The following is a 24,057-nucleotide window of genomic DNA, read 5'->3' as shown; positions in this document are numbered from 1 at the left end:
GGAGTCCCCGTGCCCTTCCTTGCCACCACACCCGTCGAGAAGATGACCGGGCCGTACACACGGCGCTGGTGGGCACTGCTCGTGCTCTGCCTGAGCCTGCTGATCGTCGTCATGGCCAACACGTCGCTGATCGTGGCCGCGCCCGACATGACCCGGGATCTGGACCTCACCAGCAGCGACCTGCAGTGGGTCATCGACGGCTACACCGTCCCGTACGCGGCGCTGATGCTCGTCCTGGGCGCGATCGGCGACAAGTACAGCCGCCGCGGCGCCCTGATCGTGGGCCTGCTGATCTTCGCGGGCGGATCCGTGATGGGCAGCCTGGTCGACGAGACCGCGCTCGTCATCACCGCCCGCGCGGTCATGGGCGTCGGTGCCGCCGTCGTCATGCCGGCCACCCTGTCCCTGCTGGTCGCGATCTTCCCTCACGGTGAGCGCGCCAAGGCCATCACGGGCTGGACCGCCACCTCGGGCCTCGCCATCGCCGTGGGCCCGCTGGTCGCCGGCTGGCTTCTGGAGGACCACGCCTGGGGGTCGACCTTCCTGATCAACGTGCCCATCGCGATCGTCGCCGTCGTCGGCGCGCTGGCGCTCGTACCGCCGTCGAAGGCGGCGGGGATGGGCCGGATCGACTACGTCGGGGGGCTGCTGTCCATCGTCTCCGTCGGCTCACTCGTCTACGCGGCCATCGAGGGCCCGCACTTCGGCTGGGGCGCCGGCCCGATCGCCGCGGCCATGGCCGCCGGTGTCGGACTGCTGGCCTTCGTCGCCTGGGAGCTGCGCCACCCGCACCCGATGCTGGACGTGCGCAAGTTCGCCCAGCGGCCCTTCAGCGGCTCGATGCTCGCGGTGCTGTTCTTCTTCTTCGGCACCTTCGGCTCGCTCTACTACGCCACCCAGTACCTCCAGTTCGTCCTCGGCTACGGCGCGCTGGAGACCGGCGTACGGCTGCTGCCGCTGGCCGGCGCCGTCTTCGCCGGCGCCGCGGTGACCGGGCGGCTGACCCCGAAGCTCGGCGTGAAGGCCATGGTCGTCGCCGGCATGGCGATCGGCACGGCGGGCGTCTTCCTGCTCACGCGGATCGAGTCGGGCTCGACGTACACCGACTTCCTGGCGTCGCTGATCATGCTGGGCTTCGCGATCGGCCTGAGCGTGTCCCCGGCCACCGACACGATCATGGGCTCCTTCCCCGAGTCCGAGCTGGGCGTCGGCGGCGGGGCGAACGACACCTCGCTGGAGCTGGGCGGTGCCCTCGGCATCGCGGTCCTCGGCTCGCTGCTGGGAACGGCGTACCGCGACAAGCTCTCGGACCTGATCGGTGGTCAGCTGCCGCACTCCGCGCTGGAGACGGCCAAGGACTCGGTGGGCGGCGGACTCGCGGTGGCCCAGGAGGTGGCGAAGAACCCGGCCGGCGGCGTCCAGCAGGCCCAGGCCCTCGTCGACGCCGTCCACGAGGCCTTCGCCCACGGTGTCGCCCGGACCAGTCTGACCGGCGGGATCATCATGGCCGCCGGCACGCTGATCGTCCTCGCCGTCCTCCCCGGCCACCGCAAGGCGGGCAAGCACCGCTCGGAGGACGCGCAGGAGAAGCCCGAGCCCCAGGAGACGCAGGAGACCGGCGACTCGCAGGAGGCTCACACGGGCGGCGTCGTCTGAGACGCAGCCACCCCTGAACGGGCCGTGCCTTGAGCGGCACACGGCCCCGGACGGTGCCGGGAGGGGACGCCCGGCACCGTCCTTCCCATGTCAGAAGGGGGATACGACGGCTCAGTCGTCGGCCGCGTCCGGCACCGGGGCCACCGTCGGGGCGACCGCCTCCGCCACCGCCCGCGCCCGTTCCTCCGGGACGCCGGCCGCGATGAGGGTGACGATGGCGACGCGGGTGCCGTCGTCCTCCAGCACTCCGGTGTTGACCGACTCCAGCAGCGCGACCGTCATCGCCTCCAACCCGGCGCTGAGCGCGGCGGCCGGCAGGTGGGTGTGGAAGACGCCGTCCCGCTGGCCCCGCTCCAGGATGGCCGTGGCCGTGGCGCGGGCCGGGGCCAGCACCTCGGCCACCCGTTGCGCACCCAGGTCGCGCTGGGCCAGCGCCAGCAGCAGGCGGTAGCGGTCGCCCACGGGCCACATCGAGAAGGCGAGCCGGGCGAGCGACCGCTCGGCGGGCTCCCCTTCAGCGGCCTGCACACCGGAGGCCAGCGCACTGCGCAGACTCTCGGAGGCCTCCTCGGCCAGGGCTTCCAACAGCGCCTCGCGCCCGGGGAAGTGCCCGAAGAGGGTGCGCCGTACGACACCCGCGGCGCGCGCCAGCTCCTCCAGCGTGACGTCCGGGTTCCGGCCGAACTCCCGGCGGGCCGTGGCCAGGATGCGCGCCCGGTTGGCCCGCGCGTTGCGGCGCAGGGGCTCGCGGGCGACGGGCTTGGTCACGGAAACCTCGATGGATCAGCGCGGAGCAAGTGGGACACCGTGCGGACACGGACGTGGAGCACCGGCATTCTCGCACGGAGGGCGCGGGCCACTCATGGAGTCGCCCGCTCCCCGGCACCGTACGGCTGCAGGGGCAGGGCGGTCGCGACCTCGAAGCCGCCCTCGGGGCGCGGGCCCGCGTGGAGTTCGCCGCCGATCGAGTGGGCCCGCTCGCGCATGCCCATGACGCCGAAGCCGTGGAGCGCCCCGGTCCCGGACGCGGGGCCGGAACCGGCTGCGGCGGGGCCGTCGTCGACGACCGTGATCAGCAGCCGGGAATCGGAGTAGCCGATCCGTACGGTCGCGGCTTCCGCGGTGGCGTGCTTGGTGACGTTGGTGAGCGCCTCCTGCACGATCCGGAACGCGGTCAGGTCCACTCCGGGGGACAGCGGCTGCGGCTCCCCCTCCGTGGTCACCGTGACGGTGACCCCCGCCGACGCGCACGCAGAGACCAGCTCGGGCAGCCGGGCGAGCCCCGGGGACGGTTCCAGGGGGGCGGAGTCCGGGTCGCCGTTCTGCCGCAGCAGACCCAGTGTGGCCTTCAGTTCGCGCAGCGCGGAGGAGGTCGTTCCGGTCAGGTCGGTGAGGATCTTCTGCGACTGCTCGGGGCTGGTGAGCACCAGGTGCGCGGCCGTGCCGGCCTGGGCGTTGGCCAGGGCCAGGTGATGGGCGACGACGTCGTGCAGCTCGCGGGCGATCCGCATCCGCTCCTCGGTGACCCGCAGCCTGGCCTCCTCCTCCCGGGTGCGCTCGGCATGCTCGGCGCGGGCCTGCACGGCCTGGAGATAGGCACGCCGCAGCCGCGTCATGTTGCCGGCGGCGAGGGGCAGCAGCAGCCAGAAGAACGGGCCGATCGTCCTGAGCAGCAGCGAGAGGTGGTCCATGCTGTCGGAGATCGCCGCCGCGACGGTCACGGCCACCATGGTCGCCACGCCGTAGGCGCGGGTCGTCGGGCGGTCGGTGAGAGTGGCCAGCCAGTACAACGCCCCCATGACGGGCGCCAGCAGCAGCGGGGTGAGCAGATACCCCAGCGCGATCACGGTCACCGTGCAGGCGGCCGCCACGACGACGGCGACGCGTGGATGCCTGCGGTGCTTCAGCAGGGCGAGGCAGGCCACCCCCATGAAGGCGACGGCGGTCCTGTCCTGGTCCGGCGGGTCGGCGCCGGGCAGGGTGAGCATGCTGCCCAGGGACGCGCAGCCCATCAGCGCCGCGACCAGCACCACGTCGACGACATGGGGGTGGCGGTCCGAGAACTCCTCGATGCGGTCCGCGTAGCGCCGCTCCGGGCTGGTGCTCATGATGCTCTCCGGTTGGTCGGCTGGGTCCATGGTGAACGCCTGCGGGTACGGACGGTACGAACGGCCGACGGGACCGCCCGTGTCCTTCGTCACGGGCGGTCCCGGTGGGGGTGGGCCGGCGGATCAGGTGCGCGCCGCCACCGGCTCGGCCGCCTCGCTCGGGGCGGGCTGCGCCGCGGACCGCCCGCTGAGCGCCTCCCCCTCCACGTCGACCCGGGGCAGGATCCGGTCCAGCCACTTCGGCAGCCACCAGGCCTTGTCGCCGAGCAGCGCGAGCACCGCGGGCACGATCGCCATCCGTACGACGAACGCGTCGAAGAGCACGGCGGAGGCGAGCCCGAACCCGATCATCTTGATCATGGAGTCGCTCTCCCCGACGAACCCGGCGAACACCGCGATCATGATCAGGGCGGCGGCCACGACCACGCGGGCGCTGTGCCGGAAGCCGGACGTGACCGCCTGGCCGGGCGATTCACCGTGGACGTACGCCTCCCGCATCCGCGAGACGAGGAAGACCTCGTAGTCCATGGCGAGCCCGAAGACGATGCCCACCAGGAAGATCGGCATCAGGCTCATGATCGGCCCGGTCTGCTCCACGCCCAGCAGTTCGGCGCCGTGCCCCTGCTGGAAGACCACGACGACCGCGCCGAGGGAGGCCAGCACCGACAGCAGGAAGCCGAGGGCCGCCTTCAACGGCACGAGCAGCGACCGGAAGACCACCAGCAGCAGCAAGACCGCCAGCCCGACCACGACGATCAGATACGGGACCAGCGCGGCCTGCACCTTGTCGGCGATGTCGATGTTCATCGCGGTGGTGCCGGTGACCTCGAAGGTGGCCCCCGTCCCGGCCTCGACTCCGTCCCGCTCGCCCCTGATGGTGGTCACCAGGTCCTTGGTCTTCTCGTCGGTCGGCGCGGTGGACGGCACGACCGAGAAGACGGCGGTGTCCCCGGCCTCGTTGAAGCGGGCGGGCGAGACGGACACGACCCCCTTCGTGCCGCCGATCTCCTCGGAGATCGTGCTGACGGCGCCCTTCGGATCCGCGTCCCCCTTGGCGTCCACGACGACGGTCAGCGGCCCGTTGAAGCCCGGCCCGAAGGCGTCGGCGAGCGCGTCGTAGGCCCGCCGCTCGGTGGTGGAGGTCGACTTGGCCTCGTCACCGGGCATGCCCAGCTGCAGATCCGTCATCGGCACGGCGAGCGCCCCGAGCCCCACGACGCCGAGGAGCAGCACGGGCAGGGGCCGGCGCAGCACGAACCGCGCCCAGCGGGTGCCGCCGTTGTCGGCGACGCTCTCCTCGATACGGCCGCTCCTGCGGGCCCGCCGCGACAGCACCGCGTTCGGCCAGAAGCCGAGAAAGGCCGGGACCAGCGTCAGCGCGATCAGTACGCCGACGACTACCGCGCCCGCCGCGGCCAGGCCCATCTTGGTGAGCATCGGAATGCCGACCACCGCGAGCCCGGCGAGCGCGATCACGACGGTGAGCCCGGCGAAGACGACCGCGGAACCTGCCGTGCCGACGGCCATCCCGACCGCCTCCTGCGGCGTACGTCCCTTGGCGCGCTCCTCCCGGTACCGCGAGACGACGAACAGGGCGTAGTCGATACCGACGGCCAGGCCCAGCATCATGGCGAGGGTGCCGGTCGTGGTGGACAGGCCGAGCGCGCTCGACAGGGTGAGGATCGTGGCCATGCTGACGCCGACGCCGATGACGGCCGTCAGCAGCGGCAGCCCGGCTGCGGCGAGGGACCCGAACGTGACGAGCAGGACGACGGCGGCGATGGCGACGCCGATGACCTCGGCCGCCCCGCCCGGACCACCGCCGTCGTCCATCGCGGTCCCGCCGGCCTCGACGGTCAGCCCCGACTCCTGAGCCTGCGTCAGCGTCCGCTCCAGATGCGCCTTGCTCGCGTCGGTGAGGTCGCTCGCCCCGACCTTGTAGGTGACGGTCGAGTACGCCGTCGTGCCGTCCTTGCTGACGGCCTGCGTCCGGAACGGGTCGACGGCACTCGCGACCTGCGCCCCGTCACCGAGTTCGGCCACGGCGTCCTCGACGGCCTTCTTGTTCTCGGTGGCGGTCACCTTCTGCCCGCCCGGCGCGACGAAGACGACCCGCGCGGTGGCGCCGTCCGCCGTCGCCCCCGGGAACCGCTCCTCCATCAGGTCGAACGCCTTCTGCGACTCGATGCCCGGCATCGAGAACTCCTCGTCGACGGCGCCCGGGGCCTTCAGGGCACCCAGTCCGACGGCGGCCAGCACGGCCGCCCAGACCAGGGCGACGTACCAGCGCCGCCGGAAGGCCAGACGGCCCACTCGATACAGGAAAGTAGCCACGGCAGGGGGTCTCCACATCTGGGACTCGAACGTGTGCCCAGGCTGTCCGGAGCGGGGGTGCCCTGTCGTCGTGCGGCTGCCGACAATCGGGGGTACTGAGAACGCAGTACGGCACCGAGGTGGGTCAGCCGTGGGTACGACGGCCCACGCCCCGGTTCTCACCCCGGGGTCTCACGCCCGTGCCTCCCGCCCGTGCCTCCCGCCCGGGGCTCACCGGCCCGCTCCCACCGACCCGATCTCGACCACGCGCGCCCACGCCGGCGGTGCGTCCGGTACGTACTCGGGATCGTCCTCGTCCCAGGAGCGGGCCGTCCGTTGCCGGGGGAACAGCCCCACCACGGTCCGGCACGGCGGCCGCGTGCTCGGCCAGGGTGTCTGGCCGTCGGTCAGGGCCACGACGACATCGGGCCGGGGCTGCGCGCGCAGTGCCCTGGCGAAGCCCGCGCGCAGATCCGTTCCCCCGCCCCCGACCAGCGGAATTCCCTCGGCACGGCACACCCGGTGCACGCCCTGGGCCGCCGCGTCGCACGACACCACGCCGACCAGGTCCCGGCGCCCGCCCACGGCCCGGGAGATCGCGGCGACCTCCAGCAGGGCGCTGCCCAGTTCGGCGTCGCTGACCGAGCCGGAGGTGTCGATGACGACACAGACGCGGGGCGGCCTGCGCCGCAGGCTCGGCAGGACGGCGCCGGGCACCGAGGCGGAGCGGCGCGACGGGCGGCCGTAGGTGTAGTCCTCGCCGGCACCGGGGCCACCGGCGGCCGACCGCACGGCCGCCCCCAGCAACTCCCGCCAGGGCTGCGGCGGATGGAACGCCTCCGCGGCCCACCGCTGCCACCCCTGCGAGGCGCTGCCCGGCCGCCCGGTGATGCCCTGCGCGACCCGGAACCGGACGGCGTCGCGTTCCTGCGCGCTCAGCCCCTGCGCGCCGTCCGCCCCCAGATCCCACTCCCGCTCCAGGCCGTCGGCCCCGCTGCCGCAGTCCAGCCAGGCGAGATCCTGCGTACGCGGTCCCAGCCGGAACTGCCGCAGGTAGTCCTCCATGAGCTCACCCTCGGGCAGGCGCAGCGTCGCCGGTTCGACGGCGCCGTCGGGCCGGGCGAGCCCGTCGCCGTAGACGTCGTCGTTGATCTCGCAGTCCGCGGCGATGTTCATCCGCAGCCGCTCCCCGGGCCCCGTCAGCCCGCGCTCACGCGCCACCCGGTCGCCGCGCCCGTGATGATCCCGCAGCAGATGCGACACCTCGTGCACCCATACCCCGGCCAACTCCTCCACCGGCGTCCGCGCCACGAACCCCGGCGACACATAGCACCGCCAGTGCCGGTCCACCGCCATCGTCGGCACCCGCCACGACTCGACCACGTGCAGGGCAAAGAGGGCCGTGGCCAGATAGGGGCGAACCCGAGCGGCATGGAGGCGGGCGGCGAAGAGCTTTTCCCGGTCCAGGGGTTGGGGTGGCGGGTGGGCGGCGCGTGACGGGTTGCTGCCGCTCATCGGTCCCACCTCCACGGGCCCGGGCACCTCCCGGCGCACCCCCGCCTCATCCCCGCTCACCGACCCGCCCTGCGCAGGCTGCACGGCGTCACGACAGGCCCCGGCCGGACCCGCCGACCTCGACAGCTCCGCCCCACCGGACCGCAGCGGCCGAGCGAGCGCCCCCGGCGAACTCACGCTCGACGTCCCCACCTCCACGGACCCGGGCACCTCCCGGCGCACCCCCGCCTCACCCTCGCTCATCGCCGCCCCGCCTGCGCCGCGACCGCCGCTGTCCGTGCCGCCGTGTGGTCGGCGCGTAGGGACAGGGACACCACTCCGGCGAGCCGGTCGATGGTCGCCGGTACGTCCCAGTGCTCCTGGCGGAGGGAGGCGAGTGTGGTGGCGGGGACGACGACGAGGTCCGGGGGGCCGGTTTCCACGGCTCGGACCAGGAGCGCCCAGGCCGCGTCCCAGCGGGACTTGTCCGGCCGCGCCCGGACCGCCTCGACCACCCCGTCCAGCGCGGCCTGCCGCAGATCCCCCCGCTCGGGCAGCTCGGCCCCCGCGGGGTCGGCCAGGAGCAGTTCGGGGTCCGGCAGATCCATCCGGTCCACGCTCGCCAGCAGCTCCAGGCCCGGCCCGTCCCCCACCGTCCCCCGCACCAGCAGGGAGAGCACCTCCCGCGAGGCCCCGGCAGCGGTGGCGAAGGCGACCAGGCACTGTGTCATCTCCCAGCTCCGGGGCGAGGGCCACGGCCCGCCCCGCCGCGCCTCGCCGCTCGGCAAACGGTGCACCAGCCCCGGCCGCCCGGAGAGCAACCCGCACACGGCGCGCCGGGCGAAGTCCACGGCCCCCGCCAGCTTCTCCGGGTCGAGCCGCGGCAGGGTCGCCCGTGGCCAGGTGCCACCCAGTCCGCGTACGACGACCTCGTGGTCATGGGTCCACTGCAGATGCACGAACCGGTTGGCCAGCGGCGCGCTCAGCTCCCACCCGTCCGCCGCCGAGGACCGCGGGTTGGCGGCGGCCACGATCCGCACGCCCGGCGGCAGCCGCAACGCCCCGATCCGCCGCTCCAGCACGAGCCGCAGCAGCGCGGCCTGGACAGCCGGCGGCGCGGTCGACAACTCGTCCAGGAACAACAGCCCCCGCCCGGCCTTCACCAGCCGCACGGCCCAGTCCGGCGGCGCCATCGGAACTCCCTGTTCCGCGGGGTCGTCGCCGACGACGGGCAACCCCGAGAAGTCGGACGGTTCGTGGACGCTGGCGATCACCGTGGTCAGCGGAAGGCCCAGGGTGTCGGCGAGTTGGGTGAGCGCGGCGGTCTTGCCGATCCCCGGCTCACCCCACAGAAGGACGGGCAGGTCGGCGGCCACCGCCAGGGTGAGGGCCTCCAGTTGAACGTCGGGGCGGGGTTCGGTGGTGGTGTCGCGCAGGAGGGTCAACAGGTCGGCAGCGACGTCGAGTTGGGACACTGCCGGCTCGTTCCGGGTGCATGTGGGCATGTGAGGTCACCTGTGGGTCTTGTGAGGGTGGGTGAATGGGTGGGGCGAGACGAGGTGCGGAGCGAGGGCGCATCAAGGCCCGGAGGAGATGCCGCGCGGCGCAGGGTCAGCGACGTGCCGCGTGCCGTGGATGCCCGCGCTGCTCACGGGGCCGGCCACGCTCGTCGTACGGGACCCGGCCCGGACCGGGACCGATCAACCCGGCCCGGAAGAGCCCGTAGGTCAGGCGTCGGCGCGCGGCGGCCTGCAGCTCGTCCCGCAACGCACCGTCACGCAGCACCGCGTCCGGACCCAACAGCCCCTCGACGACCGCCAGCGCGCCGGCGGTGTCGCCGTGCCAGAGCCGTTCGCGGACGTCGGGCAGACACTCCGGATGCCGGTGCGCCTCGTCGATGGCCTGGAGACAGGGCAGCGGCGTGCCGGTGAGGGAGGCCAGCAGTTCTTCCCGCCGGATCTCGGCGGGGTCGTGGTCGAGCGGAGCCAGTACCCCGTCGACCGGACCGATCCGATGCCGGGCCCCCCGGCACTCGACGAGGCGTGGCCGCCCTGCCCGGTCCGGAGCCGGGAAGGGCCGTGCCGGCGGCGGACCATCCGGTACGAGGGCCGGGGCGACCAGCGGATGCAGCCGATCGGCGTCGACCGCACCGACGCGCAGCAACTCCAGGTCGGGCAGCACCCAGGTCGCCGCGTCGGGCAACACCGGCAGCGCACCGGGACTCCTCCTGGTGGACGCCGCGATCCGCATCACCGCCGGCCCGGCGCCACCGAACCAGTCCCCGTCCCCGTCCCGGTCCAGCTCGCCCTCCAGTTCCAGGACCAGCCGATGCCGTCCCCCCAACCGCACGAGCACGGTCCCACCGGACCGCCCTTCGGCGCGAAGCAGCAACCGCGCCTCGTCGGCCCACCGGTCAACGGCACAGCCACGCCCGTAGCGCAAAGGCCCGGGCAGATCCGGATCCAGTCCGGGCCGGTCACCGTCGGGCAGCCCCGCACCGGCCCGAATCCGCAGCTCACCGACCCGCCGCGCATCCCACAGATGCCGGTGCAGATCGAAGCGGAACCGCCGGCTGGGACGCGGATGCGGGTGTGCGGTGCGGGGGTTCGGAGCCCTTTGCCACAGCCCGAGACTGATCCGCTGCCCGGCATCGGCCCAAGCAGGAGGAGTCCGCACGACGAGGTGCAGGGGACCTTGGCAACCCCGCTCCCCGCCACCGTACTTGGCCAGCGCGAGAGTCAGCCCCGGCCGCAACAGCCCGTCGGGCGCGATCCTCGGCATGTGCCAGCGCAGCAGGTCGGGGGCGAGGTTCCGTAGGTCGCTACGAAGGCAGGCGGCGGCCTCCCGGCCGTGATCCCGCGCCACAGAACGCAGATCGAGATCGACATCGACGCCGGCGGCGGCACAGGCCCCCGCCCAGTCCCCCGCCAGCCGGCGCGCGGCAGCGGTCTCGATCATGGCGGCCGGCACGGCGAACTCCCGCACACGCGGCCAGAAGGAAGGCAGGGAAGGCAGGGAGGGAAAGGCAGAAACAGGAGGCTCGGAGAGCCGGGTGTTCCCGTTCGCGATCTGAGTGCTCATCAGCACTCACCTTGCGCGGACGGGTCCCCCAATCTGTGAACAGAGTGAGTCGTCATCGCGGGCGAGCGTAACGCGACCCGCGCGGAGCCGCGAGGCATTTTCCGCCGGGGTCCGGTTCGCCTGCCACGCGGTGAGCATCGTGCCCCGGACCGCCTGACACGCACACGGCTAACGCCTTGGCGTTCCCGTCACGTTCGCCGTCACGCCTCCCGTGCCCGGATCCACCGACGCCAGCGCCCCGTCCGACGACGGAGCGGGCGTGGGCGGGCCCGCCATGCTCGGCGTGCGGGAGTCGGTGGGCCGGGATGTCGGGGTGGGCTCGGAGGTCGCGGACTCGGGTGGCACCGTCGGCGTCGGTGAGGTTGCGCGCGGCGGCGACGGGGACGGGGTGGGAGGCGTCGTGCGCTCGGTCGCGGGCGGGGGTGCGAGCGGGGGTGCCGGGGCGGGCGGGGCGTCGGAGGTTCCCGAGGTGAGCGGGAGGGCGACCAGGAGCGCGGCCGCGCAGGTCACGGCCGCCCCGATCGAAGCACGGACGAGCCGGCGGCGTGCGGCCCGGCGGCGGATGGACCGGTAGCTGCCGGAGGGTGGGGCGAGGTAGTGCGTGGCGGGGCGGAGGATCACCGCGAGCGGGTCGTCGGGGGACGACTCCGGACCGTCCGCGTCCTCGTCAAAGCGTGTGGTCAAGGCTTCTCCTCAGGTGGACGCGGAGCAGTTCGCGGGCCGCGTGGAGGTCGGCCTTGACGGTTCCTTCCTTTCGTCCGGTCAGCACGGACACCTCCCGGATCGGCATGTCAGCGTAGTAGTGGAGCAGGATCGGGACGCGGAGGCGTTCGGGGAGGGACTGGACCAGCAGGCGTACGGACGGGTCCTCCTGCTCGGTGTGGGAGTTGACCGCGGCTTCCGTCGTGGCCCGGCGTATCGCCCGCCGTTCGCGCTCCAGCTTGCGCCAGTGGTCCCGGACCAGGTTCGCCGCGGTGACGTAGAGGAACCCGCGCGGCTCCTCCACCCGGCTCCAGCGCGCCCAGAGCCGGGTGAAGGCCTCCGAGGCGATCTCGTGGGCCGTCTCGTCGTCGTCGACGAGACGGCGGCACCAGCCGGCCAGGCGTGGGTAGAGGGCGGCGAACAGCTCGGACGCTGCCTTGTCGCGGGACCGTTTCAACGCTCTCCATGGTCGTGGGGAACTTGCGCGGCACTGAGAGGGATGCCGGGCCGGCGGCGTACGTTCCGTCGGCCCGGCACCGGTTCCGTGCCGGTACTGCGGGAGCAGGGTGCGGTCAGGGGGACGTGGAGCGCAGCTCGGCGAAGACGATCACGTTGTCGCGGTACTCGTCGCCGGAGCGCGGGCCGCCGCACGTGATCAGCCGCAGCTCCGGGCGGTCCACGTCGCCGTAGACGTCGTCCGCCGGGAAGTCCGCCTTGGCGACCGTCCGTACGGAGCTCACGGCGAACTCCGCCGATGTGCCGTCCTCCCTGCGCGCCACGATCCGGTCCCCCCGGCGCAGCCGCGCCAGGTCCCGGAACACTCCGGCCCCGTAGGAGCCCACCGTGACATGGCCGAGGATGACGGACGGCCCGACCTGGCCCGGCGTCGGCGAGTGCCGGTACCAGCCCGCCCGGTCGTCGGCCGTGATCGGCGGCACCTCCACGGTGCCGTCCTGCGCCAGGCCCAGCCGGATGACCGGGGTGTCGACGTCGATCGCCGGGATGCGCAGCCGGACCGGAGGTGAACTGCCCAGCGCGCGCCCGGAGTTGGAGGACGCCGCGGAGGAACCGCCCTCCTGGCCCTCCCTGGACGCGTCCGTGTCCCTCCTCCTCCGGGAGCCCGCGGTGGCGCCCTGCTCTGTGCCCTGGCCGCCGCAGCCCACCAGCAGCGACGCCATCGCCGCCGTGGCGAACGCCCGCCTGGACAGCGGCATCAGGCCCCCGTGGTCCGGCGACGCCGTACGACGAAGGCCGTCGTGCCTCCGGCGAGGAGCACCGCGGCGGCGCCCCCGCCGATCATCCCGCCGCGTCCGCTGCCGGAGTCCGAGGAGGCCGGCGTCACACCGGTGTCGGGCGCCCCGGACGGCCTGACGGAGACCTGGCCGCTGTCCCGGCTCGGCGCGGCCGACGGCTCGGGGGTTCCGTCGGCCGGGGGGCGGGTCGGCTCGGCGCTGGGGCTCGGGGCCTCCGTGGCGGGGGAGGTGGCCGACGTGCTCGGGACCGGGGTCGGGGACGAGCTGTCGGCGAGCGCGGGGGCGGCGGTCGCGAACAGGGCCGCGCAGCTGAGTGCCATGGCGCTGAGGACGGTTCGGCGCATTGTGTCGCTCTCTTTCGTCGGCCCGGCCGGTACTGCCGTACCCGGCGGGCTGGGTGACGGGTCGAGCGAAGAGACGACGGGGCGCCGGAGCAGGTTGTAAAGAGATGGCAAAGTCGTCCGCCGCTACGATGACGGCGTGACAGCCCGCGCACAGCAACACCGTGCGCTGCGGATCCCGTTGCCGGGGCCGTGGCGCATGCTTCTGCTGCTCGGGCTCCTCGCCGGGCTGTTCGGGATGCACGCGCTCGGCCCCGCCGACGCCGTCTCGGCCTCCGCGCACCACGGGCACGGCGCTCCCGCCATCAGCGCCCATCCGACGCCCGTGACCGACGAGTCCGCCTGCCACGGCCCCGACTCGGGCGGCGGGCACGCCCAGCACGCCGACCCGACCTGCGCGTCGAGTGCCGTCGGTGCGGGCCCCGTGCTGCCGGCCCCGGTGCCCGATCCGGCAGGCAGCGCCGTCGCGGCCGACCTCGACGGCCGTTCCGTTGCCGCCCTGCCCGAAGGCGGGCGGGCGCCTCCCTCCCTGACCGAACTGCAGATCCTGCGGACCTAGGACAAGGCCGAGCCGTGCCCCTCACCCCCTGAAGGGCGTACGGCGCTCAGCCATGCCCGTGCCGCGCCCCGAGGGCGCCGCAACTCACGTACACCGCAGGAGTTCTCAGCATGACCAGCACACGTACCGCGGTCCGTCGCGCCGCCCTGGCCGCGACGGCCGTCACCGCCGCACTCGTCCTCTCCGCCTGCGCCGGGGGCGACCACTCGGACACCGCCTCCGGCACGCACCCGTCGTCCTCGACGAGCGCCGACGCCACCGCCGGGGCCACCGCCGGCGCGCACAACGCGCAGGACGTCTCCTTCGCGCAGGGCATGATCCCGCACCACCGGCAGGCGGTGGAGATGGCCGGGCTGGCCGCCGACCGCGCCTCCTCGGCCCGGGTCAAGGACCTCGCCGCGCGCATCGAGAAGGCTCAGGACCCGGAGATCCGGACCATGTCGGGGTGGCTGAAGACCTGGGGCGAGGACGTGCCGTCGGCCGCGCCCGGCACGGACGGAATGGACCACTCCGGCGGACATGGCGGTGACTCCGGCATGGCCGGGATGATGGACCAAAAGGACATGGACCGGCTGGCGAAGTCCTCCGGCAAGGCCTTCGACTCCCTGTTCCTGACCATGATGGTCGAGCACCACGAGGGTGCGGTGGAGATGGCCGGGGCCGAGAAGGCGAAGGGCAGGTACGCTCCCGCGACCGCCCTGGCCGACGACGTCGTCACCGCCCAGACGGCCGAGATCGGGGAGATGAACAAGCTGCTCGGCAAGAGCGCGGGCTGACGCTCCGACAGTCGGTGGGCCCGGGCCGCGAGCCGTGGCCCGGGCCCACACCGCCCTGCACCCTCCTTCACTTCGAGCCCGCGCTCCGGCGGTACGACGCCCTATGCTTGCCTAAGTCAAGTAATGAGCGAGCCGGCGGCCGACGAGCTGCAGAGCCCGGGGCCTCCTCGAGCGGAGGACGGCCCCGACGCGCCGACTCCGTGGGGACGGGGACGGCGCGGCCGCCCGGCCCGGCGGCGGAATCAGATCCCCCATCCGCCGCCGGGTCCGGACACACCGCACACCGCAACACCCGCCACATCTGCCGTCGCGAGCGGGCCCCGGCTCACCGCACCCGCGCCCCAACCCCTGATGGAGGCTCCGCCCATGTCCCACGCAGTCGCCCGGCCTGCCGGCACGGGAGGGAAGTCCGCCCCACCGAAGCCGAACACCGTGGTGGCGGTGCGGTGCCGAGGCGGACCGGGAGTCACGGACCCCGGGAGCAGGGCTCCCGCAGACCCACGGAGCCCGTCCGCGGACCGCGCCGGCCATGCCAGGGCCGGTAGGGCCGGTACCGACGCCGGCCGGGAATCACCGACCCAGGACCCGGGGTTCAGGTGCACAACCAGTAGAAGAACCGCTCGTCGAGTAGGAGCCGAACATGTCCGACGCACCCGCCGCCGACGCCCAGGCCGAACCCCCCGTACGCGAGCTGCGTCTGGTGGTCACGGCGGAGGACTACGAAGAGGCGTTGCGGTTCTACCGGGATGTGCTCGGGCTCCCCGAGCGCGGCGCGTTCACCTCGCCCGGTGGCCGGGTCACGATCCTGGACGCCGGGCGGGCGACGCTGGAACTGACGGATCCGAAGCACGCGGAGTTCATCGACGAGGTCGAGGTCGGCCGGCGGGTGGCCGGGCATGTCCGGGTCGCCTTCCAGGTGGCCGACTCGACGGCGACCACGGCCAGGCTGGCGGCCGCCGGGGCCGAGGTTCTCGCGGAGCCCACCCGCACGCCCTGGAACTCCCTCAACTCCCGCCTCGAAGCGCCCGGCGCCCTGCAACTGACCCTCTTCACCGAGCTGGAGGACACCACGGAACGCGCGTAGACACGCGTGGGCACAGGGTCCTGGGGTTCCTCGGCGCCACAAGGAGCTTATTCGTCCGTTTCGGTGATAATTGGGGCATGAGTACGACGACGTTTGTACTAGCGGCCACGTCGAGCGAAGTACTCAACGTGCTTGCCGCCTTGGTGGGTGGCCTGTTCATCGCCGGCGCCCTGGTCTGGGCCGTGCAGTTCGGCATGCGGGTCCGTGATCGAGAGCTGCCGCGGCCCAAGGCCGACGAGCAGCCCCATCTTCCCGACACCGGGCCCGTCCATGAGGAACGGGAGCTCAGGGAACCCGACGAAGTGCCGCACGCGGAGGGCAGGGAACGGCTCCTGCCGCACGAGCTGCACCACGCGGGCAGCAGGCGCAGCACGGACCAGCACCGCAAGCGCTGGCTGCCGGGGAAGAGCGGTTCCTTCGGCGGCGGCGGCATCGGGCACGGCTGAGCCCCGGAAATCCGGGCGACGCGAGCGGCCGTGCGATGCCACCCTGTCCGGACCGTGGGCGTGCCACACGTGTGCGGTCCGGACGGGGGGCGTGGCGGATTGAGCAGACGACGTTATGTGGCCAGGGGTGTCCCCGGCGGTTACCGCATCTGGGACAACCACGGCCGCCGTTTCTGGGGCGACCTCTACGAGCTGTGCCCCGACGACCTGCTGACCGAGCTGAACGGCCGCAAGGACCCGGCGAGGGTCAGCGCACTCCTGAAGCGTTGCCGCGCGTCGAAGCGTTAGCGCGCGTCGAAGCGTCGGCGCGCGGGACGTCCGGCGCGGTGGCGAGGGCGAGGATCACGAAGAAGTCGATGCCCACCATGATCACCGACCAGACCGGCGTGTACGGCAGGAACAGAAAGTGGGCGACCATGCTGAGGGACGCCAGGAAGATGCCGGTGATCCGGGCCCACCAGGCTCCCCTGAGGATGCCGTAGCCGACGCAGGCGGCCACGATGCCGATGCCGAGCAGGACCCAGCCCCACGCCGTGAGGTTGATCTTGTAGACGTAGTCGCCGACGCTGCCGTAGACGTCGTCCTCGGCGATCGCGGAGATCCCCTGGAGGATCGCCAGCAGACCGTTGACCAGCATCAGCACACCGGCGAAGACGAGCGCGCCGGTCGCCCAGCCGGTGTCGGAGGGGGCGGGCGCGCCGGGGCGGTAGCCACCGGCGTCGGGTGCGGACGAACCCCAGGTGGTCTGGGTGCCGGGTGACCCCGGGGTGCCGGCGGGACTGTGTGCCGCGTCCGTCGCATGCGACTGCGGCTGCTGCTGGCTCATGGCTGCCGTACCCCACTTCTCGCGTGTACCCGTGGTCGGGTGCTGCGGTCGGTTCGACGATCGACCGGCCGGGGGGTGGCCACCACGGGGGAAGGACCGATCGGGTGATGCCCGGAGTGCGGACAGCGGCGTGCGGAACTTCACTGAAGGAGCCCGGACACCGAACCGACGCTGGAGGCGCCATGCCCGGTCACCGAACGCGGTGGACGACCACCGCGATCCTCACGACGACCGCCGCCGTGGTCGCCGCCCTCACCCTGACCTCCTGCGGCGACGAGGACACGCCCTCCTCGGTGGCCAGCCGGGCGGCATCGGCCTTCGCCTCGGCGACCGCGGAGGCGGGGCAACAGCTCGACGAGATCAAGGGCGGCGTCGACGCCAAGGGCGCGATCCGGCTGGGCGATCCGACGACCGACTCGGACGGCCGTACGACCGTGGAGGTCACGGCGGAGAACACGACCGACTCGACGAAGTCCTTCGGCGTACAGGTCAACTTTCGTGACGAGGACGGCAATCTGCTCGACGCGAACGTGCTGACCGTGTCGGACGTGGCCGCGGGCAAGACGGGCAACGGAACCGTCCGCAGCACGCGTGAACTGGGCGGAGACATCCGGGCGGAGGTGGCCCGGGCCGTGCGCTACTGATGTGGCGCGCTACCGGCCTGCGCCACGGGCGTGATTGCGCACGGCGCCCGGCGCCGGCCGTCCGCCCTCACTGTCCGTCACCGTGTCCGGCTGCGCGCCGGCCGGCTCCGTCACGAGGATCTGGATCTGCTCGCTCGCCGCGCTGACCCCGTTGAACGTGGCCGTCGCCTGGATGCGGCCCGCGCCCGGCGCGAGGCCGAGGCTCGGCACGCAGGACCAGGTGCCGTCGGGCGCGGCGGTCGTCGCGCAGACCTCCTCCTCCAGCGCGTCGCGCACCGTGACCTGGGCGCCCGGGTAGGCCGTCCCCGACATCTCCGGCAACGCGCTCAGCGGCACGCCCGACTGGGGGCGGGACAGGGTCGGCGCGGGCAGCCCGACCGTCACGGCACACGTGCCCTTCTCCTTCACGGCTCCCTCGGCGTCCTTCAGGACCAGGGCGCAGTCGGGCAGACGGGTGCCGGGCTCGGCGTCCGCGGGGACCGACAGGACGAAGGGGAACGTACGGCCCTTCCAGGCCGCCGATGCCGACTCCCCGGCGACCGGGCCGACCGCGCCCTCGAAGGTGTACGTCCCGCTGCTCCCGCCCAGGGTCACCACCCCTCGGTACCCGCCCGCGGCGAACGGTGTGTCCGTCACCCTCGCCTGCGCGGGCGCCGACAGAGTCAGCACCGAGCCCGCGCCCAGCGGCGCCCCCTCGTACCCGCCGACCCGGACGATGCCTTCCCGCCCGGGCTCGATGGTCGCGGACGCCCACAGGTCACCGCCGTCCGATCCTGACGCCCCGTCAGCACCGTACGCCATTCCGGCCGCGGTCACCGCGCCGGCCACGGCGAGACAACCGAGGACCGTTGCCCTCCTGAATCTGCTCATCGTCGGCGGAGCTCCTCACACGTGCGTCGGCAACACCACTGCCTGCGATTGTCGTGTCGGGTCCGCGCGGACGACGCGCGCTGTTCGGCCGTACGGACCAGGAGCGCGGTCCGCACCACCCGTCCGGGCGCCTGGAAGCCGACGTCAGTCCTGCGCCGCCGCCGGCTTCGGATGGCGGGCCGCCGTCTTCACGTCCGCCTCGACCTCGCTGCGGGCGATGCCCTGTTCCGTCGCGTGTTCGGTGACCGCGGTCTGGACGGTGCGGGCGAGGTCGCGCCAGGTGCGCCAGGCGGCTGCGTAGGTGTCGGTCCGCAGCTCGGTCCAAGGGGTGTGGGCGGGCGGGCCGTACCGGTCCCGTAGGTCCTCCACCCTGGAGTGCGCCCGGTCCGCCGCCCGTTGCATGGCGACCAGTTCGTCGAAGGTGTGTGCCACGCGTCCGGATCCTGGGGCAGCCGGACCGGGCGATCCGCTGCGCCACGCGCGCGGCCGGTGCCTCTCACCCGTACGGCGCCCGGGCTCAGGCAAAGACGCGCTCAAGGTCGCTTTACGGAGCCGATGCCAAGCCAAAAGGCCTCCCGCACCGGGGATTTCCGTACGTCCGTACGACAGCAGACCATCCCCGTCCAGCAGGAGGCCCGGGTGCGCATCACACGGAAGGCGGCAGGAGCTCTCTTCGTGGGCGGTGCCCTGGGCGGAACCCTGGCCGCGCTCGCCTACCCCGCCATGCTCGGCTTCGGCACCGTCGCCGCGGCGCAGGACAGGGTCGTCGCCGAGACGTCGGCCGGGCCGTTGACGGAGGCCGACCGGGACTTCGTGGTCAAGGTGCGGGCGGCCGGGCTGTGGGAGTACCCGGTGGGGAAGATGGCCCTGCAGAAGGGCACGACCGGGGCGGTGCGCACGGCCGGGCAGCACCTGGTCTCGGGACACGCGGCGCTGGACGCGAACTGCCGCAGGATCGCCGCGCAGCTGAACATCACGCTGCCCAACCGGCCCAGCCCGCAGCAGCGGGACTTCGTGGCGAGGCTCGACGCGGACACCGGCCGACGGTTCGACAGCGACATGGCCACCATCCTGCGCACCACCCACGGCCAGATCTTCGGCACGATCGCCAAGATCCGGGCCACGACCGAGAACACGCTGGTCCGACAGCTCGCCGACCAGGCCAACGACACCGTCCTGGACCACATCACCGTCATGGAGAAGACCGGGCTGGTCGACTTCGACCAGGTCCTGTTCCAGGAGACGACCCCACCGAAGCTCCCGTCCGAGGACCTGACCCCGCCCCCTCCTGCGGCGGGCGAAGCGCAGGTGACCCTGAAGCCCTGAGAAACCTGGATACGGTGGGTGGCGGAGGAGGACCGTCCCCCACGGCCGAGGAGCCCCGCATGAGCAGCACACCGACGGACATCGTCAGGGCGGCGTTCCGCCATTACCTGGCGCAGGACCGCGAAGCCGCCCTCCCCCTCTACGCCGACGACTTCACCTTCACCAGCCCGCAGGACGACCACATCGACAAGGCCGCGTTCTTCGAGCGGTGCTTCCCGACCGCCGACCGGTTTGAGGAACAGCAACTCCTGCACGTCATCCCCGCCGACGGCGAGCTCGTCTTCGCCTACTACGAGTACGAGCTCACGGCGGGCGGCCGCTACCGCAACGTCGAGACGATCGCCGTCCGGGACGGGCTGATCAGGGAGGTGCAGGTGTTCTTCGGCGGCGCGGTGTGAGGGGCCGCCCCGCCCGTGGTGCTACTGCCTGCCCGAGGCGCAGAGTTCGCCGTCGATCAGCTTGTTCCGGGCGTGCTCGGTGGACAGGTCGGCGGCTCCGTCGCCCGTCGTCGCGAGGACCGCGACGCGGCGGCCGTCGGCGGTGACGCCGTCGCGGGTGGTGTAGCCGGGGAGGTCGCCACCGTGGCTGTAGTACGAGCCGCCGCAGGACAGCGGGATCCTCATCATGCCGAGGCCGTAGCTCGCGCCGGGCCACACGTCGTCGAATTCGGGGGCCCGCACGGTCGTCTTCATCGCCTTCATCTCGGCCGGGCGCAGCAGGTGCCCGCCGAGGAGCGCCTGGTAGAAGCGGGTCAGGTCGGCCGTCGTACTGATCATGGCGCCGGCCGCGCCCCCCGCGCTCGGGTTGAACTCGGTGACGTCGATGGTCGCGCCGGTGCCGCCGAAGTCGGAGTAGCCGTGCAGATGGCGGCCGGGGATGCCGGTCCCGGTGCTCGGGGCGAGGGTGCGGCTCAGGTGCAGCGGCCTGATGATGCGCCGGGTGACCTCCTGCTGCCAGGTGTGCCCGGTGGCCTTCTTGATGATCATTCCGGCGAGGATGTAACCCGTGTTCGAGTACGACCACTTGGTGCCGGGCGCGAAGTCCGGCTCGTGCTTCATCGCGATCGCGACCAGCTGCTCGTCGGTCCAGGTGGTGTACCGGCCGGCCTCGTAGCCTTCGGCGCTCGCGAGCAGCGGGAAGTCGGCCGTGTAGTTGTAGAGCCCGCTGGTGTGCTGGAGCAGCTGCCGTACGGTGATCCTGCTGCCGTCGTTGCCGTTGCCGGAGACGACGCCGGGCAGCCAGTCCTCGACGGTGTCGTCCAGCGACAGCCGCCCCTCGCCGACGAGTTGCAGGATCACGGTGGCCACGAACGTCTTGGTCGCGCTGGCGATCCGGAACCGGTCGCCGGGGCGCGCCGCCTCGCCGGTGGTCTTGTCGACGACGCCCGCGGCGGCGGAGCGCTGTCCGCGCGGGCCGGTCGAGCGGGCGACGGCGCCGACGGTTCCGGTCTCCATCACGGCGTTGACGCGGTCCCGCAGCGACTCCTGGGCGGGACGCGGGGACTCGGCGGTGGCCGACGCGGCGGGGATCGTCAGGACGGACGCGGCGATCGCGGCGACCAGGGCCGTGGCGGTGCGCTTCATGGCGGGTGCTCCTTGCGGGTCGGTCGGTGTCGGCACCGCTGTCTGCGATGCGGACACCAACCTAGAAACGCGGCTGATCGCGGGCGATCGGGCCAACTGGCCTGTCGGGGGTGGTGGTTGGCCCCCTGCCGAGGTGCAGCCAGCCCTACCTCGACCCCACTTGCGTGCGCCTTTGCTGTCAGCCGCCTCCTTGGGCCCTGCAGGAGTGACGTGTCCTTCAGATGCGTCAGACAGATGCGTCAGAGACGCTCGACCGTCGTCAGGTACAGCTTCACGAAGCGGTCCACGTCCACGTCCAGGGCGACGTCCACCAACGGCTGTTCGCGCAGGCCGGTGTGGATCTCGGCCTCACCGGGCCGGGGCCGGCGGTCGACGATCGTCTGGCCGCGCGTCGGCCCGGGGGCGAGGGAGACCTCGACGGGCAGCAGGCGGGTGGTGATGCCCGCCGGGTCCACGACCGCGCACACCGCGCCCGCGTCGCCGATGCCGCCGGCCTCGGAGTCGGCGGCGACATCGGGCGTGGCCGGGCGGTGCGCCAGCAGGTCGCCCGCGAGACGGGTACCGGGCTCCGGGCTCTCCCGCAGCCGCCGTACGTCCGCGCCGGGCACCACGACCCGCTGGAAGACGTCCAGGCCGTACATGGTGATCGGCACCCCGGCGGTGAGCAGGATCGCGGCCGCCTCCGGGTCGTGCCACACGTTGAACTCCGCGACCGGCGTGGCGTTTCCGCAGGCCACCGCGCCGCCCATGAAGACGATCCGCTCGATGTTGCGGGTCACCTCCGGGTGCGTGCGCAGCAGCAGGGCGATGTTGGTGAGGGGCGCGGTCGGGACGAGGGTGACCGGGCGCGGGGACGCCAGGATCTCGCGGCGCAGCAGCGTCACCGCGTCCACGTCGGCCGGGGCGCGGGTCGGGGCGGGCAGGCCGATGTCGCCCATGCCGTCCTCGCCGTGCACGTGCCGCGCCGAGCGCGCGGCCTCGATCAACGGCCGTCCGGCGCCCCGGGCGACGGGGATGTCGGGGGCACCGGCCTGCTCCAGCACGGTGAGGGTGTTGCGTACGACGCCGTCCACATCCGTGTTCCCGGCCACGCAGGTGACCGCGCGCAGGTCGACACCCGGGTGGCGTACGGCGAACAGCAGCGCGAGGGCGTCGTCGACGCCGGTGTCACAGTCGATGATCACCGGGATGGGCGGACCGTCGGCGTTCGTCACGGCGGGTTCCTCTCACGGGTGCGGTGGCGGGTCACCGGAACCGACCTTACGGTGTTGCCCAGGTGGAGTGCGTCGTCGTATGGCGCCGCCGTACGGGCTTCGTGCGCGCGGCGTCATACGGCGTCTAAACGCCCGTCGCAGGCGTCACGGGGCATCCCACAACTCGGGTCCGCGGGCCTTCGCGCGCGCGGCGATCCGGGTGACGAGCTCCGCGGCCGGTACGGCCCCCGGCTTGCGCCCGTCACGCAGCCGTACGGCCGCCAGGCCTCCGTCCGCCTCGGCCGCCGCCTCCCGCTCCCCGATGACCGCCTGGTACGGCACGAGCCGTGCCGCCCGGATACGGGCACCCAGGGTGCCGTGTTCGGGGCCTGCGAGCTCGGCGCGCAGGCCCCGGTCGAGGGCGCGGTGCAGCATCCTCTCCGCCTGGTCCCGCTGTGCATCCGACACGGGGAGGATCACCAGCTGCACGGGGGCGAGCCAGACCGGGAAAGCGCCGCCGTGCTGCTCGATGAGGTGGGCGACGGCTCTTTCGACGCTGCCGATGATGCTGCGGTGCACCATGACCGGGCGGTGCTTGGCGCCGTCAGGGCCGATGTAGTGCAGGTCGAAGCGTTCGGGCTGGTGGAAGTCGATCTGGACGGTGGAGAGGGTCGACTCCCGTCCGGCCGGGTCGGCGATCTGGACGTCGATCTTGGGGCCGTAGAACGCGGCCTCGCCCTCCGCGGCCTCGTACGGGATGCCGGAGGCGTCCAGCACCTCGCGGAGCAGCGCGGTGGCCCGCCGCCACAGCTCGGGGTCGGCGACGTACTTGGCGCCGCCCGCGCCCCCGCCCTCGGACGGGAGGGAAAGGCGGTGCCGGACGGCCCGGATCCCCAGATCGGCGTAAGCACGGGCGATGAGCTGGAGGGCGGCCCGGGCCTCGTCGACGGCCTGGTCGAGGGTGCAGAAGATGTGGGCGTCGTTGAGGTGGATCGCCCGCACGCGGGTGAGGCCGCCGAGGACGCCGGACAGCTCCGAGCGGTACATGCCGCCCAACTCGGCCATACGGAAGGGTAGTTCGCGGTAACTGTGGGAGCGGGAGCGGTAGATCAGGGCGTGGTGCGGGCACAGGCTCGGGCGCAGGACTAGCTGTTCGCTGCGGCTGTCGCTGCCGCCGCCGAGGTCCATCGGCGGGAACATGTCCTCGCTGTAGTGGTCCCAGTGCCCGGAGATCTCGTAGAGCTCGCGCTTGCCGAGAACGGGGGAGTGGACGTGCCGGTAGCCGGCCTCGCGTTCGGCTTCGCGGATGTACTCCTCCAGCGCATGCCGGACGACTGCGCCGTCGGGCAGCCAGTACGGCAGGCCCGCGCCCATCAGGGGGTCGGTGTCGAAGAGGTCCAGTTCGCGGCCGAGGCGGCGGTGGTCGTGCATGGCTGCTCCTCCGGGTGAGGGGACGAGCGCCCACGACAAAGCCCCGAGGCACTCGCCCCGGGGCTTGGATTTCGCTCAGCTTTCAGCGCGGCGCCGGGACATGGTCCGGCGTCGTCGTCAGAGACGGGTTGGCGCGCTGCATGGGGCGACCGTAACAGCGGGTGGGCGGGGGTGTCGCGGCGATTTTCACGATTCACGTCACCAATGCGAAGTCGCGTGATTACGCTCTGCTACAGACCGACTCTGGGGGTGGCACGCCTTGGTTCACATCCGCCAACTAGGGTCCGTCTTCAAAGATCATCGGAGGGTGGATCATGGTGGGGTGATACGACGCCATGAACTCACCGACCAGGAGTGGGAGTTACTCGCTC

General features: G+C 72.9%; 25 protein-coding genes. 9 read left to right on the top strand and 16 right to left on the bottom strand.

Annotated elements, in window-relative coordinates; genetic code table 11:
* Positions 1-9: 9 nt before the first annotated feature.
* Positions 10-1,656 (top strand): MFS transporter, encoded by a 1,647-nt coding sequence (locus tag ACWGDB_RS24315; protein ID WP_453824327.1) that lies wholly within the window; start codon positions 10-12, stop codon positions 1,654-1,656.
* A 111-nt stretch (positions 1,657-1,767) separates the two neighbouring features.
* Here the strand turns inward: ACWGDB_RS24315 and ACWGDB_RS24310 are convergent, their stop codons facing one another.
* The 10 genes from ACWGDB_RS24310 to ACWGDB_RS24265 all read right to left on the bottom strand — a co-directional run bounded on the left by ACWGDB_RS24310 (position 1,768) and on the right by ACWGDB_RS24265 (position 12,951).
* A complete protein-coding gene (locus tag ACWGDB_RS24310; protein WP_453824326.1) occupies positions 1,768-2,424 on the bottom strand; it encodes a TetR family transcriptional regulator in 657 nt (218 codons plus the stop codon).
* Positions 2,425-2,516: 92 nt separating this feature from the next.
* A complete protein-coding gene (locus tag ACWGDB_RS24305; RefSeq protein ID WP_453824325.1) occupies positions 2,517-3,764 on the bottom strand; it encodes a sensor histidine kinase in 1,248 nt (415 codons plus the stop codon).
* 123 nt (positions 3,765-3,887) lie between these two features.
* Complete coding sequence (locus ACWGDB_RS24300) at positions 3,888-6,098, bottom strand: MMPL family transporter (RefSeq protein WP_453824324.1); 2,211 nt, start codon at positions 6,096-6,098, stop codon at positions 3,888-3,890.
* A gap of 210 nt (positions 6,099-6,308) precedes the next feature.
* Positions 6,309-7,592 (bottom strand): vWA domain-containing protein, encoded by a 1,284-nt coding sequence (locus ACWGDB_RS24295; RefSeq protein WP_453824323.1) that lies wholly within the window; start codon positions 7,590-7,592, stop codon positions 6,309-6,311.
* A gap of 239 nt (positions 7,593-7,831) precedes the next feature.
* Positions 7,832-9,076, bottom strand: a complete 1,245-nt coding sequence (locus ACWGDB_RS24290) for an AAA family ATPase (protein ID WP_453824322.1) — start codon at positions 9,074-9,076, stop codon at positions 7,832-7,834.
* Positions 9,077-9,182: 106 nt separating this feature from the next.
* Positions 9,183-10,652 carry a hypothetical protein gene (locus ACWGDB_RS24285; RefSeq protein ID WP_453824321.1) on the bottom strand — a complete coding sequence of 490 codons (1,470 nt, stop codon included), beginning with the start codon at positions 10,650-10,652 and terminating at the stop codon, positions 9,183-9,185.
* A 168-nt stretch (positions 10,653-10,820) separates the two neighbouring features.
* Positions 10,821-11,336, bottom strand: a complete 516-nt coding sequence (locus ACWGDB_RS24280; protein WP_453824320.1) for a hypothetical protein — start codon at positions 11,334-11,336, stop codon at positions 10,821-10,823.
* The gene (locus tag ACWGDB_RS24275; RefSeq protein WP_453824319.1) at positions 11,320-11,811 is read right to left on the bottom strand and encodes an RNA polymerase sigma factor; all 492 of its coding nucleotides are present in this window, start codon (positions 11,809-11,811) and stop codon (positions 11,320-11,322) included. Before ACWGDB_RS24275 ends, ACWGDB_RS24280 begins: the two co-directional genes overlap by 17 nt.
* Positions 11,812-11,926: 115 nt before the next feature.
* Positions 11,927-12,571, bottom strand: a complete 645-nt coding sequence (locus ACWGDB_RS24270) for a class F sortase (protein WP_453824428.1) — start codon at positions 12,569-12,571, stop codon at positions 11,927-11,929.
* Positions 12,568-12,951 (bottom strand): sortase-dependent protein, encoded by a 384-nt coding sequence (locus tag ACWGDB_RS24265; protein ID WP_453824318.1) that lies wholly within the window; start codon positions 12,949-12,951, stop codon positions 12,568-12,570. Before ACWGDB_RS24265 ends, ACWGDB_RS24270 begins: the two co-directional genes overlap by 4 nt.
* A gap of 136 nt (positions 12,952-13,087) precedes the next feature.
* On the opposite strand from ACWGDB_RS24265, the gene ACWGDB_RS24260 reads away from it, so the two are divergent.
* From ACWGDB_RS24260 to ACWGDB_RS24240, 5 genes are all read left to right on the top strand, one after another.
* Positions 13,088-13,507: a DUF6153 family protein gene (locus ACWGDB_RS24260; protein ID WP_453824317.1), complete on the top strand. Its 420-nt coding sequence runs from the start codon at positions 13,088-13,090 to the stop codon at positions 13,505-13,507.
* Between the two features lie 110 nt (positions 13,508-13,617).
* Complete coding sequence (locus ACWGDB_RS24255; RefSeq protein WP_453824316.1) at positions 13,618-14,283, top strand: DUF305 domain-containing protein; 666 nt, start codon at positions 13,618-13,620, stop codon at positions 14,281-14,283.
* Between the two features lie 640 nt (positions 14,284-14,923).
* Positions 14,924-15,367, top strand: coding sequence for a VOC family protein (locus tag ACWGDB_RS24250; RefSeq protein ID WP_453824315.1), 444 nt, complete (start codon positions 14,924-14,926; stop codon positions 15,365-15,367).
* Positions 15,368-15,444: 77 nt separating this feature from the next.
* Positions 15,445-15,813: a DUF6479 family protein gene (locus ACWGDB_RS24245; RefSeq protein WP_383614028.1), complete on the top strand. Its 369-nt coding sequence runs from the start codon at positions 15,445-15,447 to the stop codon at positions 15,811-15,813.
* A 99-nt stretch (positions 15,814-15,912) separates the two neighbouring features.
* Positions 15,913-16,101: a hypothetical protein gene (locus tag ACWGDB_RS24240; RefSeq protein ID WP_453824314.1), complete on the top strand. Its 189-nt coding sequence runs from the start codon at positions 15,913-15,915 to the stop codon at positions 16,099-16,101.
* Here the strand turns inward: ACWGDB_RS24240 and ACWGDB_RS24235 are convergent.
* Positions 16,061-16,639, bottom strand: a complete 579-nt coding sequence (locus tag ACWGDB_RS24235) for a DUF7144 family membrane protein (protein WP_453824313.1) — start codon at positions 16,637-16,639, stop codon at positions 16,061-16,063. The two genes, ACWGDB_RS24240 and ACWGDB_RS24235, sit on opposite strands and share 41 nt — an antisense overlap.
* Before the next feature lie 182 nt (positions 16,640-16,821).
* Here ACWGDB_RS24235 and ACWGDB_RS24230 point away from each other — a divergent pair, with 182 nt between their 5' ends.
* Positions 16,822-17,283 carry an FxLYD domain-containing protein gene (locus ACWGDB_RS24230; protein ID WP_453824312.1) on the top strand — a complete coding sequence of 154 codons (462 nt, stop codon included), beginning with the start codon at positions 16,822-16,824 and terminating at the stop codon, positions 17,281-17,283.
* Between the two features lie 9 nt (positions 17,284-17,292).
* Here the strand turns inward: ACWGDB_RS24230 and ACWGDB_RS24225 are convergent, their stop codons facing one another.
* Positions 17,293-18,153 carry a carboxypeptidase regulatory-like domain-containing protein gene (locus ACWGDB_RS24225; protein ID WP_453824311.1) on the bottom strand — a complete coding sequence of 287 codons (861 nt, stop codon included), beginning with the start codon at positions 18,151-18,153 and terminating at the stop codon, positions 17,293-17,295.
* Between the two features lie 144 nt (positions 18,154-18,297).
* A complete protein-coding gene (locus ACWGDB_RS24220; RefSeq protein WP_453824310.1) occupies positions 18,298-18,585 on the bottom strand; it encodes a hypothetical protein in 288 nt (95 codons plus the stop codon).
* 243 nt (positions 18,586-18,828) lie between these two features.
* Here ACWGDB_RS24220 and ACWGDB_RS24215 point away from each other — a divergent pair, with 243 nt between their 5' ends.
* Complete coding sequence (locus ACWGDB_RS24215) at positions 18,829-19,479, top strand: DUF4142 domain-containing protein (RefSeq protein WP_453824427.1); 651 nt, start codon at positions 18,829-18,831, stop codon at positions 19,477-19,479.
* A 59-nt stretch (positions 19,480-19,538) separates the two neighbouring features.
* The gene (locus tag ACWGDB_RS24210; protein WP_453824309.1) at positions 19,539-19,877 is read left to right on the top strand and encodes a nuclear transport factor 2 family protein; all 339 of its coding nucleotides are present in this window, start codon (positions 19,539-19,541) and stop codon (positions 19,875-19,877) included.
* Positions 19,878-19,898: 21 nt separating this feature from the next.
* Here ACWGDB_RS24210 and ACWGDB_RS24205 read toward each other — a convergent pair whose 3' ends face one another.
* The 3 genes from ACWGDB_RS24205 to thrS all read right to left on the bottom strand — a co-directional run bounded on the left by ACWGDB_RS24205 (position 19,899) and on the right by thrS (position 23,686).
* Positions 19,899-21,062 carry a serine hydrolase domain-containing protein gene (locus ACWGDB_RS24205; protein WP_453824308.1) on the bottom strand — a complete coding sequence of 388 codons (1,164 nt, stop codon included), beginning with the start codon at positions 21,060-21,062 and terminating at the stop codon, positions 19,899-19,901.
* A gap of 239 nt (positions 21,063-21,301) precedes the next feature.
* Entirely contained in the window at positions 21,302-22,276 is a 975-nt protein-coding gene (locus ACWGDB_RS24200; protein WP_453824307.1) for a nucleoside hydrolase, read from the bottom strand.
* A 144-nt stretch (positions 22,277-22,420) separates the two neighbouring features.
* Positions 22,421-23,686, bottom strand: a complete 1,266-nt coding sequence (gene thrS, locus ACWGDB_RS24195) for a threonine--tRNA ligase (RefSeq protein ID WP_453824306.1) — start codon at positions 23,684-23,686, stop codon at positions 22,421-22,423.
* Positions 23,687-24,057 lie beyond the last annotated feature (371 nt).

It is taken from the genome of Streptomyces sp. NPDC055013 (assembly GCF_053608645.1).
The sequence above is the reverse complement of the archived record's forward strand: the minus strand, read 5'-3'. Positions and strand labels throughout refer to the sequence as shown.